The sequence below is a fragment of the Rhodococcus aetherivorans genome (assembly GCF_025722975.1).
GTDB classification, from domain to species: Bacteria; Actinomycetota; Actinomycetes; order Mycobacteriales; family Mycobacteriaceae; genus Rhodococcus; species Rhodococcus aetherivorans.
Genome location: NZ_CP106982.1, coordinates 1,598,675 through 1,615,526 on the forward strand (window position 1 = coordinate 1,598,675; position 16,852 = coordinate 1,615,526).

A 16,852-nucleotide genomic window follows, 5' to 3' on the forward strand; every position below is an offset into this window, starting at 1 on the left:
GTGGCCACCGTCCGAGTCTGCCGCGCGGCCGACTCCCGACTCATCAGGAACCGTTCGTTCATGCCTGCATCCCTGACCTCCGTCCGACGCGACGACAGCCGGACCACCGTGGGCGAGGTCGCCCGCGCCTCGAACCTCGCCCCGCCGGGCCGGGCACTGGGTGTCGTGCTGAGCCTGCTCACCGTCTTCGGCCCGATCTCCATGGACCTGTACCTGCCGGTCCTGCCCGCGCTCACCGCCGACCTCGGGGCGAGCACGTCCGCGGCACAGCTGACCGTCACCGCCTGCCTGCTCGGACTCGCCCTCGGGCAGGTCGTCGCCGGTCCGCTGTCGGACCGGTTCGGTCGCCGTCGTCCGCTGCTGATCGGAGTCGGGGCCTTCATCGCCGCGTCCGCCTGGTGCGCGGTGAGCCAGACCATCGAGATGCTCGTCGCGGCGCGCCTGGTGCAGGGGCTGACCGGTGCGGTCGGCATCGTCATTGCCCAGGCCGCCGGTCGGGATCTGTATTCCGGCGCCCGGCTGCTGCGCTACTACGGCCGGCTCACCGTCCTCGGCGGACTGGCCGCGATCATCGGACCGGTCATCGGCGGGCAGCTGGCGAAGATCACCGATTGGCGGGGCACCTTCGTGTTCCTGGCCGTCGTGGGCGTGGCCATCCTCGCAGCGAGTACCGGGGTGTTGCGTGAGACGCTGCCACCGGGTAGTCGACGAGCCGGTGGCCTGGCCGACAGTGGGCGGGTGTTCCGCCGGCTGGTCTCGGAGAGGGTCTTCCTCGGCGCGGTCCTCATCACGGGGTTCGTCAACGCCGCCCTGTTCGCCTATCTCAGCGGCGCGACGTTCGTGCTGCAGGGCATCTACGGCCTGTCGCCGCAGGGCTACTCCTATGCGTTCGGGCTGAACTCGTTGGGATTCATGGTCTTCGGATACCTCGCCGGCCGCATCGCGGAGCGGTGGTCGGTCTACGGCACCCTGGTCGCCGGTCTGATCATGGTCGTGGCCGGCGCCGGTGGCGTGCTGCTCACCGCCACCGCACACCTGCCGCTGGCCGCGATGGTCGTCTCGTTGCTCACGATGGTCAGCGGGGTGGCGGTCACGACCCCGCCGTCGACGTCCCTCGCGCTGGAGAACTATCCCGAGGTGGCCGGTTCGGCCGCCTCGCTGCTGGGGCTGGCCCGGTTCGCATTCGGCGGCGTCACCGCACCCCTCGTCGGGCTGGCCGGCCCGGAGACCGCGGTGCCGCTGGGCGTCGTCACCGTCACGGCAGCCCTGCTCGGCCTCGTCGGCTACGTCCTGCTCCGCCCACCGACAGCCGGCACGCCGGAACACCGTGCGTTCGCCTGAACCTTCAGCCCGGCCCGAAACCACAGCAATTCCACTCAGAGGAGAAGCCTCCATGCGTGTCCATGCCTACGCAGCCTCGTCCGCATCCGCGCCGCTGGCCCCGACGGTCATCGAACGACGGGACGTCGGACCCAACGACGTGCTCATCGAGATCAAGTACGCCGGCATCTGCCACTCCGACATCCACACCGTCCGCGGCGACTGGGGACCCCAGCCCTACCCGCTCGTCCCCGGCCACGAGATCGTCGGTCTCGTCGCCGAGGTCGGTGCCGACGTCACCCGCCACCGGGTCGGTGACCGCGTCGGAGTGGGCTGCATGGTCGACTCCTGCCGCGAGTGCGTGAACTGCCGCAACGGCGACGAGCAGTACTGCCTCGACGGCATGGTCCCCACCTACGCGGGCGTCGACCGGGACGGCACCACCACCCAGGGCGGCTATGCGACCCATGTCGTCGTCGACGCCGACTTCGTGCTCTCCGTGCCCGAGACGCTCGACTTCGCGGCCGCTGCGCCGCTGCTGTGCGCCGGCATCACCACCTACTCGCCGTTGCGGCGCTGGAACGCCGGACCGGGCACGAAGGTCGCCGTCGTCGGTCTCGGCGGTCTGGGGCACTTGGCCGTCAAGATCGCCCACGCCCTCGGAGCCGAGGTGACGGTGCTGTCCCAGTCGTTGAAGAAGCGGGAGGACGGCCTGCGGCTCGGTGCCGACCACTACCACGCCACCAGCGATCCGGCCACATTCGAGCAGCTCTCGAGCCTTTTCGATCTGATCGTCAACACGGTCAGTGCCGCCATCGATGTCGACGCCTACCTCGGTCTGCTCGCGGTGGACGGCACCCTGGTCAACGTCGGTGCACCGGCCGAACCCCTCAGCCTGAACGTCTTCTCCCTCATCGGCGGCCGCCGCTCCTACGCCGGCTCGATGATCGGTGGCATCCGCCAGACCCAGGAGATGCTCAACTTCTGCGCCGCACACGACATCGGCGCCGACGTCGAGGTCATCCCCGCGGACCGGATCAACGACGCCTACGAGCGCGTCCTGGCGTCCGATGTCCGCTATCGGTTCGTCATCGACACCGCCACCCTCGGTTGATCTGCAGCCCGGAGTACCTGAGCGCATGCACGGGCGCGCCCGAACCACCACGCCGAAGGAAGCCCGATGGACACCCGCTTTCGTGCAGTGCACGTGTCGCTGTCGCTGGCTCTCGTAACCCTTGCAGCCGCGTGCAGCAGTCCTCCGGAGCCCACCGTCGACGACGAGTGGGACCGCATCCGTATCGCACTCATCGTCGACGGGCAACGCCTGACGGGAACGCTGTCGGACACCCCTGCCGGTCGCGACCTCCTCGCGCAGCTCCCTTTGACCCTCACCATGACCGACTTCGGATCCGTGGAAAAGGTCGCCGAGCTACCCACGTCCCTGTCGATCACCGGCGCCCCACCCGGCGCAGACCCTGCCCCGGGGGGCATCGGCTACTACGCGCCGTGGAACGACCTCGTCCTCTACTACGGCGACCAGAGCTACCACGACGGCATCGTGAGGCTGGGAACCCTCGACGGGGGAGTGGACGTCATCGGGCAGCACACCGGCGACCTCCTGGTGGAAATCGAGCATGTGGGGGACTGAACCGGGGGAGCGGCCCATGAGCTTTCGTAAGAACGTGGAAGACCCGGAGCGCCAGTGCGAGACCCATACCCGCCGTCCGGAGGTAGTCGTCTTCGGATTGGTCATCTTGATCCTGGTTGTGACGACATACCTGGACTCGAGGTAGGGGGATCGCCGGTTCGGTCGCCGGGCTGTCCGCACTGCTGCGCGTGCTCGCAGTGGGATTCCGAGGGAGCGAAGGGTGGGACCTCACGGTCCCACCCTTCGCCGTCTTCGGTCTCAGGCGTCCGTGTCGAGCGTCGGGGTGCCCTGGTCTTCGGGGAACCACATGCTGACCCGAGCGAGCGTGCCACCGTCCGTCGTGGGCAGCGTGACGCCGGAGATGTAGGCCGAATCGTCGGAGGCCATGAACAACGCTGCGCGCGCGTTGTCCATCAGTGACGGTGGCCGATTCAGCTTGAGGGGGATGGGGGAGATGCCGGGATCCCAGGGGCCGGCGACCTCTTCGTAGGACTGTCCCACCACCGGGGTTCCGGCCGGCGCCAGGAAGTTCGGCGACATGCCGTGCGTTGGAGCGATCGCGTTGACCCGGATGCCGTACTTGCCCAGGTCCAGGCTCAGTCCCCGCACCAGGCCGTTCACTCCCGCCTTCGTGGCCGAGTACATCGCAATGCTGTGGTACGCCACGAACGAGGCGGCGGACGAGGTCGCCAGGATGACACCGCCGCCGTTGGCCCGAAGGGCGGGAACCGCAGCCTTGGCGGTGTAGAAAACACCGGAGAGGTTGACGCCGACCACGTCCTGCCAGTCGGCATCGGTCAGATCCTCGAATTCGACCTGCTCACCCCCGGCGACCGAGGGCACGCCACCGCGGGAGACCACACCGGCGTTGGCGAAGGCGATATCGAGCTTGCCGAAGGCGGAGACCGTCGCCGCGACGGCGTCGATCACCTGCTGTTCCCTGCGCACATCCGCAGTCACTGCGATGGCGTCGCCGCCGTGCTGCTCGATCAGTTCCACGGTTCCCTTGGTGCGCTCCGGGTCGATGTCGACCACCGCCACCTTTGCGCCTTCGGAAGCGAAGAGCTGAGCGCACTGGCGTCCCAGGCCGGACCCCGCTCCGGTGATGAGAGCGACCTTGTCTGGGAGGCGTCCCATGATTGTCCTTTCCCGTTCTGGTTCTTGTCCGATGTGTGGACGGAAGTTGTTGGGCGCGTACGGTCCCCGTGGTGCGGGCGACAAGGCAGAGGTGGTCGCCAGGGGTGGAGTGAGAGGGGGCCGCACGGGTGCTTGGTGTGGAGCGTGTCACAAACTATAGGAGCCGTGGCGCGGACAGTCAACAGATGACAAATATCGATTGACGTAATATGTAACTGGTCGTAATGTGAGTCACAGAGGGGCCGGGCGCGCCGGATGGCTATCACGCGCCCCGTCGCTCCCGTGAGACCTCCTGCTGTCCTCTGCCGACACCGTCCGTGCAGGGAGGCGGCCCTTGTTCGAGCAAGGAGCTCATATGACACTGCACGACAACAGCTTTGCCCCGCCGAGCGGAGCCGCAGTGCCGCGACTGGTGGTGGACCGTTCGGCCTGCGCCGGACACGGACTGTGCTACGGCCGTTCTCCGCAGATACTCGACTGCGACGACGCGGGAGATCCGGTCGTGCTGAAGGCGTTGTTGAGTACCGATCAGGAAATCGCCGCCGCCGAGGCGGCGGCCCTGGTATGCCCGGAACGCGCCCTGAGCATCGAATTCAATTGACCCTACTGTGATCGAGGAACTCACCATGACCAGCACGACAGCTGCCGGCGCCGCTCCTGAAGAGCTCGTCGTCGACTTCGACATCTACGATCCGTCGTTGGCCGGCCCGGTCGACACTGTTCAGGACAAGGCCGCCGAATTGGCGGCGAAGGGCCCGGTGGTCTACTCGACAGCGCATGGCGGACATTGGATCGTCACGCGCTACAAGGAGATCCACGAAGTCCTGCGCGATCCCGAGACGTTCTCGAGCTACCCGAACAACCTCGTTACCGGACCGGGCGGCATGGGCAAGTTCATCCCGATCGAGCTCGATCCCCCGGAGCACACCGGCTATCGCACGGCGCTGCAACCGCTGTTCTCACCCAATCGCATGAAGGCACTGACCGAGCAGATCCGTGGAGTGATCAACGAACTCATCGACGGATTCGCCGCCCGGGGACAGGCGGAGTTCATCTCCGAATTCGCTCACGAGTTGCCGGCCCGGGTGTTCCTGGCGCTGATGGACTGGCCACTCGCGGACGCGCCGATGTTCACCGAGGCCACCGACACCATCCTGATGGGGAAGCCGGGTGCCGGCGAAGAGGAGTCCCAGCAGGCGCGCGCGGCCGCCGGAATGCAGATGCTCGGCTACTTCCAGAACATGGTCGACCAGCGGCGGAAGATGCCCGGCGAGGACGTCACGTCCGCTCTGATTCATACCGAGGTCGAGCTCGAAGACGGAAAGCGGCTGCTGACCGACGAAGAGCTCAACCGCATGTTCTTCCTGCTGCTCATCGCGGGACTGCACACGGTGCAGGGTTCGCTGGCGTGGAGCGTTATTCACCTGGTCAACAATCCGGACCAGCGCGAAGCCCTGATCGCCGACGAATCGCTGATACCCAGTGCCGTCGAAGAGATCCTTCGGATCGAGGCCGCAGTGGTGCCCGGGCGCTGTGCGACTCGCGACGTCGAACTCGGTGGTGTGCAGATCAAGAAGGGTGATCAGCTCATCCTCATGCTCTGTTCGGCCAACCGTGACGCCGAGGAATTCGACGACCCGGATGAGCTTCAGCTCGAACGTCACCCGAATCGGCATCTCTCCTTCGGCTCGGGTCCCCACCGGTGCCTGGGCTCCCACCTGGCGCGGATCGAACTGTCGCTCGCCCTCGAGGAGTTGCACCGACGGATTCCCGATTACGACCTGATTTCCGAGGAGCCGCCTCTCCTGCACGCCACCCAGGTGCGGGGGTGCATGCGGTTGCCCATCCGATTCACACCGGAGGCGTAAGAACGGTTCGACGTCGGCGCTCGAGCGGCGGGGTATGCGCACGCATGCCCCGCCGCTCGAACGTCACCGATCGACATCGCCGCACGCCCGGAACGAATGAGTCGCTGCGAACACAGAACCGATATCCACAGCACCTCCGGTCTGCAATTCGAGGCAGATGTCCACCGGCCTCGGGTGTGAACCGCTCACTGATCCGTCGTGCGCCGCCGCCACGGGGAACCGGCTCGTCCGCACGCCTGCGCCACGGTCGGCAGAGGCATGAGGTGGGGACAGCGGACGAAATCCGGCCCTTGTATCATGAACACGAATTTATCGGTGATTCGCCGAGTTTGCGGGAGGCGGCATGGCGCGACGACGGAACGGGAGTGTCCTCAGTGAGGACGCCGAGGAGGCGCGTGCTCAGATCCTCGAGGCCACGGAAACGGCCTTCCAGCGGTACGGGGTGGTCAAGACCACCATGGACGATGTCGCGAAGGAGGCCGGCGTCTCCCGGCCAACGATCTACCGCTATTTTCGCGATCGCGACACCTTGATCGCAGCAGTCATCGAAGTCCGCTCGCGCCGTTTGTTCGACCAGGCACGTGCGTATTTGCGAAAGCGGAAGACCTTCGCCGAGCAGGTGGTCGACGGTCTCATCTTTCTGGTGGACCGGGGGCGGAAGGACCCGATCATTCGGTTGATCGTCAGCCCCGAACACATGGACATGGCGACGGCGCTACTCGGCAGCTCCGGCCTGGCCAAGCGGCTCACGCACGAGATGTGGGCGCCGCTGATGGACGAAGCGCGCGAGCGCGGGGAGGTCCGCGAAGGGGTTTCCGACGACGAGATCGCCGAGTGGATAACTCTGGTAGAGCTGATACTGGTCGGACGAATGGACTTCGACCAGGGAGACGATGCCGACCATCGACGACTGCTGACCAAGTTCATGCTGCCGGGAATCGTCACCGATACGTCTGCGGCCGACGCTCGTCTGAACTGAACCACGAATACTGTCGGCAGGGGTCCCGAGGCGCGCTGCGCTTCGGGGCCTTTCGCGTGTCCGCCCCGGAGTGCCGCTCGGTGAGCAGGCCCGAATTCTAAGCGACCCCGCAAGAGGCGAAAGTCCCTCTTGCGTGGCTCGCACCCACGCGATATAACGAAATACGAAAATTGTCATGTGTAAGAGCGAGCCACGTCTCGGCTGGAAGGGTGGCGTGAGAGCCCCGGCGGGGAAGAGGCGTCACCCGGCTTTCGCGTGCACCGCGGGCGCGGAGTGCTGCGGCACGACCGAGCCGGCCCTCGGCTCCGGATGAAAAGGTCCCGGCCCAAGTGGGTTGACGTTCGGTCAAATGACAAAATATGATATCTGTCACCTGTTGTTCACGGCATTGCCGTCGCGGTCGAGTCGGCCCGACAGAAAGCCAGGTCGCCAATGGCTCATGTAATCACGCAGCCATGCTGCAACGACGCCAGTTGCGTCTCGGTGTGCCCAGTCGATTGCATCCATCCCACGCCGGACGAGCGGGCCTACGCTCGCACCGAGATGCTCTTCATCGACCCGGCAACGTGCATCGACTGCGGCGCGTGCGTGGACGAATGCCCCGTCGACGCCATCGTTCCGGAAGGGGACATGACGCCCGAGATGCAGGCGTTTCCGGACCTGAACGCCGCCTACTACCAAGACAATCCGATACAACCGAGGCAAATCGGACTTCCCGGGGCGGAGCGGCCGACGATCCGGTCCGCGTCCGAGACGCTCCGCGTCGCAATTGTCGGAAGCGGACCGTCCGCCTGTTACCTCGCCGACGAGCTGACGGCCACCAAAGGCCTCGACGTGCTGGTCACCGTGGTGGAGAAGCTGCCGGTAATCGGGGGCCTCGTCCGCTACGGGGTGGCACCGGACCACGGTCGAACCAAGAACGTAGTCGGGACCTTCGCGCGGACGCTAGGGCGAAAGAACTGCATTGCGTACCTCAATGTCGAAATCGGAAGGCACATTTCGCACGAGGAACTGCTCGCCCATCATCATGCGGTCGTATACGCGAGCGGAGCTGCGGGCGATCGCGCCCTCGGAATTCTCGGAGAGGCCCTGCCGGGAGTCCACTCCGCTCGCGAATTCGTGGCCTGGTACAACGGCCACCCCGACTTCGCCGGCGCCGAATTCGACTTCTCCAGCAGCCGGGCAGTCGTGATCGGGAACGGAAACGTAGCACTCGACGCCGCGCGCATACTGGTCAGTGACGTCAGTCGCCTGATGAAGACCGACATCGCGGACTACGCCCTGGAAGCACTTGCCGCAAGCCGAATACGAGAGGTGATCGTGCTCGGGCGGCGTGCCGCGGACAGCGCCGCCTTCAGCACCCCCGAGCTGATCGGTCTCGGCAACCTTGCCGGCGTGGACGTCACAACCTCCGAGATCGTGCATCGCAAGGACGCAGAGGACTCTCTCACGCGTATGAGGCATGCGGTCCTCGATGGTTACGGCACGACTGAATCCGGCACCGGCAACCGCCGGATTCATCTCCAATTCCTCCGTACCCCAGTGGAAATACTGGGTACCGAGCGAGCGACCGGCATCCGTGTCGAGCGGAACGTCGCCGCACTCGACGGTGCCGGATCGACGGTCGAACCCACAGGCTTCTACGAGACCATCGAGTCGGGACTCATTCTGCGCTCCATCGGGTTCCGTGGCGCCACGGTCGGCAATCTGCCCTTCGACGATGTGCGCGGGGTGCTGCCCAACGATGCGGGAGCTGTCATCGATCCGAGAACAGGGCAGGCCGTGCGCGGGGCGTACGTGGCGGGATGGCTGAAACGCGGACCGACCGGGGTGATCGGAACGAACAAGTCGTGTTCGATCGAGACAGCGCGCCGCATCGTTGCCGACTTCGTCGGTGGCCGCCTGGCGACTCCCGGAGCGGGAACGGCCGAGTTCGACGATCTCGTCGCCCTCCGGCAACCTCAGCGGCTCGACCTGAAGGGGTGGAAGAACATCGACAACCACGAGCGGAACCTGGGAAGAAGTGCGGGACGGCCCAGGGTCAAGATCGTGAGCAGAGACGACATGGTGGACGTAGCGCAAGGGTCCAAGGTTCGTGCCGGCACCTGCGAACCCGAGCGGGTCGCTGTCACCTGACGAACGAGACCACCAGGGACACAATCCACCGGCCCGTGCAGTTCGCACCTACGTCGGTGGCGGAGGAGGCGAGCAGCGATGACGCTGTTGGGCAGTTTGGGGCTGTTGGGTGCGAGCCTGGCCACGCTCGGCTCGAACGCGGGGCTGTACGCGGTGCGCACCGCGGGCCTGCCCGCGCACGAGATCTACGGCGAGGAAGACTTCGACGCGATGCTCGCGCTGCCCAAGCGCACCGTGCGTACCGAGGACGGCGTCGACCTCGCCGTCCGGGAGGTGGGTTCGGCCCTGGCGCCGCTGACGATCGTGTTCGTGCACGGGTACTGCCTGCGCATGCAGTCCTGGCATCTGCAGATGCGCCACCTGCAGGAGCGGTGGGGCAAGGACGTGCGGATGGTCTTCTACGACCAGCGCGGCCACGGGGAATCCGCCGTGTCGACGTCGAAGTCCTGCACCATCGCTCAGCTCGGCCGCGATCTGGGCACCGTCATCGACACCGTCGTCCCCACCGGCCCGGTGGTCGTGGTCGGGCACTCGATGGGCGGGATGACGACCATCGCCCTGGCCGCCCAGCGCCCGGAGTTGTTCGACGAACGCATCGTCGGGGTGGGCCTGCTCGCCACCACCGCCGCCGGGCTGACCAAGACCGGCATCGGCCGTAACCTCGAGAACCCGGTGATCGACGCGTTCCGGCATCTGGCCCGCACCGCGCCGGGGTTCGTGCAGTACGCCCGTGGGGCCGCCAAGGCGATCATCGCGCCGATCCTGCGCGCCGCGTCCTACGGGACGGTGGTCAGCCCGAAGCTGGTGGAGTTCTCCGACCGGATGCTGGCGGAAACCTCGGTGCTGACCATCGTGAACTTCCTGCGCACCCTCGAACTGCACGACGAGTCGGCGGCGTTGCCGGTGCTCGGACAGGTGCCCGTGCTGGTGCTGTGCGGGGACGCCGACATGATCATCCCGTTCTCCGGCTCCGAGGAGCTCGCGGCGGCGTTGCCGGACGTCGAGCTCAAGCGGGTCCGCGGGGCCGGGCACCTGGTCCAGCTCGAGTTCCCCGAGGTCGTCGTCGGTGCGCTGGACCGGCTCATCCAGCGCGGGTTCGCCCACGACGCCGGCAGGAGGCGCGCCGGGTGAACAACCGCGACGAGATTTCCTTCGATTGCCGGCATCTCCGCGAACGGGCTACGTAGGCGCACATGCCCGTCTGGCCTCTGTGGGGATGTCCACGCCGGCCGATAATGCCTTGTTTGCAGGATAATTGATCGCGCTCTGTCCGGCGCTGTGGTTCATCGCGGTCGGCGACGGCTTGCTGAACGTTCCGACAAGGACAAATGACATTCGATCGAGCTGTGCGAGTGCATTATTGCTGTTGCTTTCCGTCTATACCGTTGTGGCCAAGCCGATGTCATCCTGCACGAAGGTGCCGCTCGCGGTGTGCCGGTCAATTCAGCTCCGGCAGAGCCTTATTGGACTAGTTCGGGATGGCCTGCCGTCGGCGACCAACAATTGACAATTTTCGTAGTCTGACTCATAGTTACATGCAATCGAGGTCTGGATCACACATCCCGCCGGAGTGTTCGAAGAGCGTTTCGATCGATAAGCACTCCGGGGGAGTCCAATTGGGACGAGACAATCGGCAGCCTGCAATCGTGACCAATGCGTTCGGAGGCCGTGCCGGCGAACGGGAGGAAAATCGTGGGAGTCGAAGTAGCTGTCGAGGGGTTGACGAAGTCCTTCGGGTCTCAGCGGATCTGGCAGGACGTGACGTTGACGCTGCCGGCGGGTGAGGTGTCGGCGCTGCTGGGCCCGTCGGGTACGGGCAAGTCGGTGTTCCTCAAGTCGCTGATCGGTCTGCTGCGGCCGGAGCGGGGCTCGATCGTCATCGACGGCACCGACATCCTGCAGTGCTCCTCGAAGGAGCTCTACGAGATCCGCAAGCTGTTCGGGGTGCTGTTCCAGGACGGTGCGCTGTTCGGGTCGATGAACCTCTACGACAACGTGGCGTTCCCGCTGCGCGAGCACACCAAGAAGTCCGAGTCCGAGATCCGCAAGATCGTGATGGAGAAGCTCGAGCTCGTCGGTCTGCTCGGCGCCGAGGACAAGCTGCCCGGCGAGATCTCCGGCGGCATGCGCAAGCGGGCCGGGCTGGCGCGGGCGCTGGTGCTCGATCCGCAGATCATCCTGGTCGACGAGCCGGACTCGGGGCTGGATCCGGTGCGCACCACCTACATCAGCCAGACGCTGATCGACATCAACGCCGAGATCGACGCGACGATCCTGATCGTCTCGCACAACATCAACCTGGCGCGGACGGTGCCGGACAACATCGGGATGCTGTTCCGTCGGGAGCTGGTGATGTTCGGTCCGCGCGAGGTGCTGCTCACCAGTGACGAGCCGGTGGTCAAGCAGTTCCTGGGCGGCACGATGATCGGGCCGATCGGGATGTCGGAGGAGAAGGACGAGGCGACGATGGCGCAGGAGCAGGCCCTCGTCGACGCCGGGCACCACGCCGGTGGGGTGGAGGACGTCGAGGGCATCGTGCCGCAGATGAAGGCCACCCCGGGGATGCCCGAGCGGCAGGCCGTCGCCCGCCGGCAGGAGCGGGTGCGGCACATCCTGCACACCCTGCCCGAGGCCGCCCAGCAGGCCATCCTCGAATCCTTGGAACACGAGAACACCATGTCCGATTTCATCGGATCAGAGGCCCCGACGACGGTGCTCCCACGAGTAGCGCTGTGACGCGGCGCCAGTCGCACGGTCGAGACCGGCCGCGGCGAGTTCACGCCGGCAACTATTGCGCCACCCCGGGTGGCCACGAACGAGAAAGGTACCGACCTGTGAGAAGGCGGGACTGTAGGACGACTGCCGTCGAACCCCTGATGGGGGAGCGATGAGGACGGGTCCGGCGCTGCCGGTAGAGACAGAGACGCCGCCGGAGCGTCGGGATCAGGAGCCGATCCCCTGGCGGCGGAACGTCGTACTCCGGAAGATCGGCGGCTACGTCACGAACAAACCGACCCAGAGCCTCGCAACCATCGGCCGGTCTGCGAGGCTCGGTGGCAACGTCGTGCGCTACTGCATCGAGGACACCATTGCACTGAGACTGTCGGTACGCGAGGTGGTCGAGCAGATGTGGAAGCTACTCAAGGTGACGGCGCTGCCCGCCCTGCTGATGGCCGTCCCGATCGGAGCCGAGGTGTCCGTTCAGGTCGGCGGCATCATGAACCAGGTGGGTGCGAACTCACTGGCCGGCGCGGCGAGCGGCCTCGGGGTCGTCGGTCAGGGAGCGCCGATGGCCGCCGGGTTGCTCATGAGCGGTGCGGCCGCATCCGCTATCGCGTCGGACCTCGGCGCGCGAGCGATCCGCGAAGAGATCGAAGCGATCCGGGTCATGGGTATCGACCCGGTGCAGCGACTCGTAGTCCCGCGATTCCTTGCGATGATCGCGATCGCTCCCATGCTGTGCATCATCATCATCGCAGCGGGAGTCTCGGCGGGTCTGTTGATCTCCGCGAACGTGAACGACGTCGTCCCAGGCAGCTTCTGGCAGTCGTTCGGCGCGTTCGCCACGCCCACGGATCTCGCGTTCTCGGTGCTGAAGTCGGTGATCTTCGCCGCGATGGTGGTGTTGATCGCCGGACTGCGGGGACTCGAGGCAAAGGGCGGGCCGACCGGCGTTGCCAATGCCGTCAACGCGTCGGTCGTGCTCAGCGTCTTCTGCATCTTTGCGGCGAATCTTGTCGTGAGCCAGCTGCAGATGATGTTCTTCCCGGCACGGTTGGCATGATGGCGACGAATACTCCAGCACATCGCGGCGCGACCGCGCCGACGTTCCCCGTACGCATCACCGGCACGGCGACGCGCCGGATCCGGGCGAGCGTCGAGGAAGTCGGACAGATCGCGCTCTTCGTCGGCAAGACCGTCTACCTGCTGCCCAAGACTGCCCGTCACTACCGCAAGCAAACTCTCACCACGATGAACAACATGGCCTGGGGCAACGGGTCGTTGGTGGTGGACGGCGGCGTGATCAGCCTGATGTTCTTCCTCGGCATCGCAGTGGGCGCCGTCGTCGCGATCCAGGCGTTCATGGCCTTCGACCTTCTGGGGTTCGGCGCGTTGACCGGCATCATCGGCTCGTTCGGCAACGTCCGTGTGATCGCCCCCATCATCACGGGAATCGGTTTCGCCGCCCAGGCCGGATGCCGCATGACGGCCGAGATCGGTTCGATGCGGATCTCGGAGGAAATCGATGCCACCGAGTCGATCGGACTCCAAGCCATCCCCTTCGTGGTCGGACCGCGGCTCATCGGAAGCATGCTCGTCGTGCTTCCGGGCTACCTCATGGCTCTCGTCGTCAGCTTCGTCACCGGTGGTCTGGTGGTCAAGACGTTCCACGCACAGCCGGAGGGCACCTACGACCACTACTTCGCCCAATTCCTGAATGTGCCCGACCTGGCCGCATCCGTGGTGAAGGCGTTGATCTTCTGTGGTGTCGTCACGATGATCCATTGCTATTACGGGTATTTCGCATCCGGGGGTCCGGCTGGGGTCGGAGCCGCATCCGGACGTGCGATCCGCGCGAGCCTCGTCGCGATCGTCGTCCTGAACTTTCTGATGACGGTCGCCATCTGGGGTCTGAGCCCCGAACTGGTCTTCAAGGGATGATGGGATGAGCACTTCCAGGAACCAGGACTTCCTGCGGGGATCCGCAGCGAATCAGTCCCGAGTATTGGCGGTCGCCGGCGTCGCAGTGATCGGCCTGGCGGGTGTGGTGGTCACCGCCACCGCGTCTCTGTATCCACGCATGACCGCGCCGCACGGGCTCGCCGTCGGGGTCGAGGTCCCCTATGTCGGTCCGGGGGTGACGGAAGGAACCAAGGTGGTCCTGCGGGGACAGAGCGTCGGTCTGGTCGAACGGCTCGACCGAACCGAGGCGGGCTCGGTGCAGATGCGGCTCGTCCTCGATCAGCACCAGGTCGCCGGGCTGACGGACTCGTTCGAGGTGGACTTCCGTCCCGAGAACTACTTCGGAACATCCGCAGTGAACATCGTCGTCATGCCCGGCGGCGACCCCCTCGAGCCCGACACCGAAGTGCAGCGGACGCCAGGAGGCGACTTCACGATGTCGACGATGATCGAGCAGGGCTCGCTCACCATCGACGGAACCCTGACCGACCGGATGGTCACGTCGCTCGACAAGTCGGTGCACTACCTCGACGGACTGGCACCGTGGATCGAGACGGGTGTGCTGGTCGCCGACCGTGTCGCACAGGCGCAGCAGGCGCCACCGAGCGAGCTGATGACGAGATTCAACGACATCCTCGCGGCAACACCAGGATTCAGCGATCAGGCGATCGAGGCACTGATGTACATCTACGACAGCGTCTACAACCGCCTGCCGGACGGCTCGATTGGTGTGGACGATGCCGTCTTCGACGAGTCGAACGCCGGCCTGACGCTGGCCGCCAATCAGCTGTTCGGCCAAGCCGGTGCCCTGCTCGCCTCGCACGGGGAGGAACTGACACCGCTGACGCAGATCGTCGTGGAAGTGTCGGATGTCTTCCCGCACCTCGTCAACGGCGGCCTGACGCCGGAGCAGGCGCGGGAGATCGTTGGTCGATTCGACTCCGCGTTCGTCGACACCCCAGACGGGCAACGCCTCCGGTTGCGCGTCGTGCTCGACGGATTTCCGGCGCTTGCGGCCCCGCTCGGGATCGCCGCCGCGCCGGCCGAACCGAACGGGGGAGAGCGATGAACGCGCGTGCCGTCTTCCTCGCGACCGTCCTCAAACTCGCGATAGCAGCAGCTGTCTCGGCTCTGCTGTTCGTGCTGGTGATCAGCGCCATGCGCAGTCCCGTGGCCGGTGACACCCGCACCTACACCGCGGAGTTCTCCGATGTGTCAGGTCTCGGGGTCAACGGTGACATTCGCACGCGTGGGGTCCGGATCGGCAAGGTCGAGGCCATCGACCTGGTGACTCGCCAGGGCAGCACCATCGCCGAGGTCCGTTTCTCGCTGCAGGAGCCATACGTTCTCACCGCGGACACGACTCTGGCGGTCAAGTACCAGAACCTCACCGGCGTGCGGTATGTGGATGCCGACTTCGGGGAAGATTCCGGGGTCCCCGTCGAAACTCTGCCTCTCGACAGGACCCGACCGTCGTTCGACATCACCGAGCTGTTCAACGGTCTGCAGCCGGTGCTTGACACCATGAGTGCCGAGGACATCAACACCTTCACCGAGAACGCCATCGCCCTGCTGCAAGGAGACGGCGGGGGACTGAAGCCGATGCTCGACGACGCGCAGAAGCTCGCCGATCTCGCGGCCGACCGGGAACAGGTCATCGCGACGTTGACGACCAATCTCGCGCGGATTTCCGACTCCATGGGTGGCCGGTCGGATGAGGTCGTGGAGTTCCTCCGCTCGATGAGCTTCCCGATCGCGAAGGCGATGACAGTCCTCGACGAGTTTCCGAAGACCGCCACGTACGGCCCTGAGTTCCTGACACCGATCAAACGGCTGCTCGACGCCTACAACCTGCAGCCGGGGGCGAACGTCGAGCAGATGGTGGCCGAAGCGTTCTCGTCGCTCGAGGAGACAGCGGAAGCTCTCCGGCTGCTACCGAGTTCGGTGGCGGGACTGCAGATCCCGGTCGGGGATTCCCCCGGACGGGAAGGATGCAGCAAGGGTGTCGCCCAGCTGCCGACCGAAGTCGACGTTCTCCTCAACGGTAGCGGGGTAGTGGTATGCAGCGCACGGTGAAGTCCGCATGGACACGGTTCGGTACTGCCCGTCTGGCGACGTGGCTCGGCAACGACATGCGCATCGGCGCCGGCGTGGTAGCCGTGGCCGTCCTCGCGCTCGTCGCGACGACCGTGCTCTACATAAGTCCCCCGGGCAGGAAGGTGGTGGCCTTCGAGACCACCGACGCGTCCGCCATCTCGGTCGGCCAGGACGTGCGGATCGCCGGGGTGTCGGTCGGCAAGGTGACGGACATGGAGCTCGGACAGTCGACCGTCCGGGTCTCGATGGAAGTCGAGGACGACGTGTTGGTGGGCACCGAGTCGCGGGTCGAGGTCCGGATGCTGACCCCGGTCGGGGGCTACGCGATCACGCTTGTCCCGCTCGGCGTGAGACCGCTCGACGAGGGGGCCCTTCCTGTGGGACAGGTGACCGTCCCGTACTCGATCGGTGACGTACTCCAGGCGGCCCCCAACACCACCGACAACGTCGACGGCGGCACGATCGATGCGAATCTGGTCCAGGTCGCCGAGGCGCTACAGCAGAACCCGGACTCGGTGGGATCGATCATCTCGGGGATGACGGCGATCGCACGTGTCATGGACCGGCAGCGTGAGCAGGTCCGGACGGTCACGGGACTCGCCTCGGAGTACCTGCAGACCTTCAACGCGAATCGCGAGCTCGTCTTCCATCTGATCCGTGAGATGGACATGGTGCTCTCGACGTACAACACCAACCATGCCGGCTTCAACGAGGCGTACCGGCTGCTCGGGCACGTGCTGATGACTGTGGCACCGTACGAGGAGTACTACCTCGACCACCGGGACGAGGTCGCGGCGGCCATCACTCAGGTGCGCGCCATGATCGAGGAATTCAACGCGTCCATGGGGCCCTCGATCGACGCCCTGACTGCGGCCCGGGAGCAATTGGCGAACTGGCTCACGCCCGAGGGGCTGGCCACGATCAGCGGAGGAACGCTCATGGCATCGGACATCTGTATTCCGGTTCCGGGACGGCAGTGCTGAC

General features: G+C 65.8%; 15 protein-coding genes. 14 read left to right on the forward strand and 1 reads right to left on the reverse strand.

Features of this window, described 5'->3' with window-relative positions:
* Positions 1 to 60: 60 nt before the first annotated feature.
* The 3 genes from OCS65_RS07520 to OCS65_RS07530 all read left to right on the forward strand — a co-directional run bounded on the left by OCS65_RS07520 (position 61) and on the right by OCS65_RS07530 (position 2,968).
* Positions 61 to 1,341 carry a multidrug effflux MFS transporter gene (locus tag OCS65_RS07520; protein ID WP_043798377.1) on the forward strand — a complete coding sequence of 427 codons (1,281 nt, stop codon included), beginning with the start codon at positions 61 to 63 and terminating at the stop codon, positions 1,339 to 1,341.
* 52 nt (positions 1,342 to 1,393) lie between these two features.
* Positions 1,394 to 2,434, forward strand: a complete 1,041-nt coding sequence (locus OCS65_RS07525; protein ID WP_263509296.1) for an NAD(P)-dependent alcohol dehydrogenase — start codon at positions 1,394 to 1,396, stop codon at positions 2,432 to 2,434.
* A gap of 66 nt (positions 2,435 to 2,500) precedes the next feature.
* Positions 2,501 to 2,968 carry a cyclophilin-like fold protein gene (locus OCS65_RS07530; protein ID WP_102799249.1) on the forward strand — a complete coding sequence of 156 codons (468 nt, stop codon included), beginning with the start codon at positions 2,501 to 2,503 and terminating at the stop codon, positions 2,966 to 2,968.
* Between the two features lie 258 nt (positions 2,969 to 3,226).
* On the opposite strand, the gene OCS65_RS07535 is transcribed toward OCS65_RS07530, so the two are convergent.
* On the reverse strand, positions 3,227 to 4,105 hold the full coding sequence (locus tag OCS65_RS07535) for an SDR family NAD(P)-dependent oxidoreductase (protein WP_102799248.1): 879 nt from the start codon (positions 4,103 to 4,105) through the stop codon (positions 3,227 to 3,229).
* A gap of 355 nt (positions 4,106 to 4,460) precedes the next feature.
* Between OCS65_RS07535 and OCS65_RS07540 the strand changes: the two genes are divergently transcribed.
* From OCS65_RS07540 to OCS65_RS07590, 11 genes are all read left to right on the forward strand, one after another.
* Entirely contained in the window at positions 4,461 to 4,706 is a 246-nt protein-coding gene (locus OCS65_RS07540; protein ID WP_102799247.1) for a ferredoxin, read from the forward strand.
* A 25-nt stretch (positions 4,707 to 4,731) separates the two neighbouring features.
* Positions 4,732 to 5,973, forward strand: a complete 1,242-nt coding sequence (locus OCS65_RS07545; RefSeq protein ID WP_044475976.1) for a cytochrome P450 — start codon at positions 4,732 to 4,734, stop codon at positions 5,971 to 5,973.
* Positions 5,974 to 6,316: 343 nt separating this feature from the next.
* The gene (locus OCS65_RS07550; protein WP_006936621.1) at positions 6,317 to 6,952 is read left to right on the forward strand and encodes a TetR/AcrR family transcriptional regulator; all 636 of its coding nucleotides are present in this window, start codon (positions 6,317 to 6,319) and stop codon (positions 6,950 to 6,952) included.
* A gap of 432 nt (positions 6,953 to 7,384) precedes the next feature.
* The gene (locus OCS65_RS07555) at positions 7,385 to 9,088 is read left to right on the forward strand and encodes a 4Fe-4S binding protein (protein WP_263509299.1); all 1,704 of its coding nucleotides are present in this window, start codon (positions 7,385 to 7,387) and stop codon (positions 9,086 to 9,088) included.
* Positions 9,089 to 9,166: 78 nt separating this feature from the next.
* Positions 9,167 to 10,219, forward strand: coding sequence for an alpha/beta fold hydrolase (locus tag OCS65_RS07560; RefSeq protein ID WP_029545654.1), 1,053 nt, complete (start codon positions 9,167 to 9,169; stop codon positions 10,217 to 10,219).
* A 561-nt stretch (positions 10,220 to 10,780) separates the two neighbouring features.
* Entirely contained in the window at positions 10,781 to 11,824 is a 1,044-nt protein-coding gene (locus OCS65_RS07565) for an ABC transporter ATP-binding protein (protein ID WP_263509301.1), read from the forward strand.
* Between the two features lie 151 nt (positions 11,825 to 11,975).
* Positions 11,976 to 12,872 (forward strand): ABC transporter permease, encoded by an 897-nt coding sequence (locus OCS65_RS07570; protein ID WP_006930742.1) that lies wholly within the window; start codon positions 11,976 to 11,978, stop codon positions 12,870 to 12,872.
* Positions 12,872 to 13,750 carry an MlaE family ABC transporter permease gene (locus OCS65_RS07575; protein WP_006930741.1) on the forward strand — a complete coding sequence of 293 codons (879 nt, stop codon included), beginning with the start codon at positions 12,872 to 12,874 and terminating at the stop codon, positions 13,748 to 13,750. The genes OCS65_RS07570 and OCS65_RS07575 overlap by 1 nt, the downstream gene beginning before the upstream one ends.
* A 4-nt stretch (positions 13,751 to 13,754) precedes the next feature.
* A complete protein-coding gene (locus tag OCS65_RS07580) occupies positions 13,755 to 14,840 on the forward strand; it encodes an Mce family protein (protein ID WP_263509304.1) in 1,086 nt (361 codons plus the stop codon).
* Entirely contained in the window at positions 14,837 to 15,847 is a 1,011-nt protein-coding gene (locus OCS65_RS07585) for an MlaD family protein (RefSeq protein ID WP_029545645.1), read from the forward strand. The genes OCS65_RS07580 and OCS65_RS07585 overlap by 4 nt, the downstream gene beginning before the upstream one ends.
* Positions 15,832 to 16,851 (forward strand): MlaD family protein, encoded by a 1,020-nt coding sequence (locus OCS65_RS07590; RefSeq protein WP_235193993.1) that lies wholly within the window; start codon positions 15,832 to 15,834, stop codon positions 16,849 to 16,851. Before OCS65_RS07585 ends, OCS65_RS07590 begins: the two co-directional genes overlap by 16 nt.
* Position 16,852: the final 1 nt, after the last annotated feature.

Coding starts and splice junctions, on each gene's coding strand:
- OCS65_RS07520 (WP_043798377.1), top strand. CDS start 61: ATGCCTGCATCCCTGACCTCCGTCCGACGCGACGACAGCCGGACCACC.
- OCS65_RS07525 (WP_263509296.1), top strand. CDS start 1,394: ATGCGTGTCCATGCCTACGCAGCCTCGTCCGCATCCGCGCCGCTGGCC.
- OCS65_RS07530 (WP_102799249.1), top strand. CDS start 2,501: ATGGACACCCGCTTTCGTGCAGTGCACGTGTCGCTGTCGCTGGCTCTC.
- OCS65_RS07535 (WP_102799248.1), bottom strand. CDS start 4,105: ATGGGACGCCTCCCAGACAAGGTCGCTCTCATCACCGGAGCGGGGTCC.
- OCS65_RS07540 (WP_102799247.1), top strand. CDS start 4,461: ATGACACTGCACGACAACAGCTTTGCCCCGCCGAGCGGAGCCGCAGTG.
- OCS65_RS07545 (WP_044475976.1), top strand. CDS start 4,732: ATGACCAGCACGACAGCTGCCGGCGCCGCTCCTGAAGAGCTCGTCGTC.
- OCS65_RS07550 (WP_006936621.1), top strand. CDS start 6,317: ATGGCGCGACGACGGAACGGGAGTGTCCTCAGTGAGGACGCCGAGGAG.
- OCS65_RS07555 (WP_263509299.1), top strand. CDS start 7,385: ATGGCTCATGTAATCACGCAGCCATGCTGCAACGACGCCAGTTGCGTC.
- OCS65_RS07560 (WP_029545654.1), top strand. CDS start 9,167: ATGACGCTGTTGGGCAGTTTGGGGCTGTTGGGTGCGAGCCTGGCCACG.
- OCS65_RS07570 (WP_006930742.1), top strand. CDS start 11,976: ATGAGGACGGGTCCGGCGCTGCCGGTAGAGACAGAGACGCCGCCGGAG.
- OCS65_RS07575 (WP_006930741.1), top strand. CDS start 12,872: ATGGCGACGAATACTCCAGCACATCGCGGCGCGACCGCGCCGACGTTC.
- OCS65_RS07580 (WP_263509304.1), top strand. CDS start 13,755: ATGAGCACTTCCAGGAACCAGGACTTCCTGCGGGGATCCGCAGCGAAT.
- OCS65_RS07585 (WP_029545645.1), top strand. CDS start 14,837: ATGAACGCGCGTGCCGTCTTCCTCGCGACCGTCCTCAAACTCGCGATA.
- OCS65_RS07590 (WP_235193993.1), top strand. CDS start 15,832: ATGCAGCGCACGGTGAAGTCCGCATGGACACGGTTCGGTACTGCCCGT.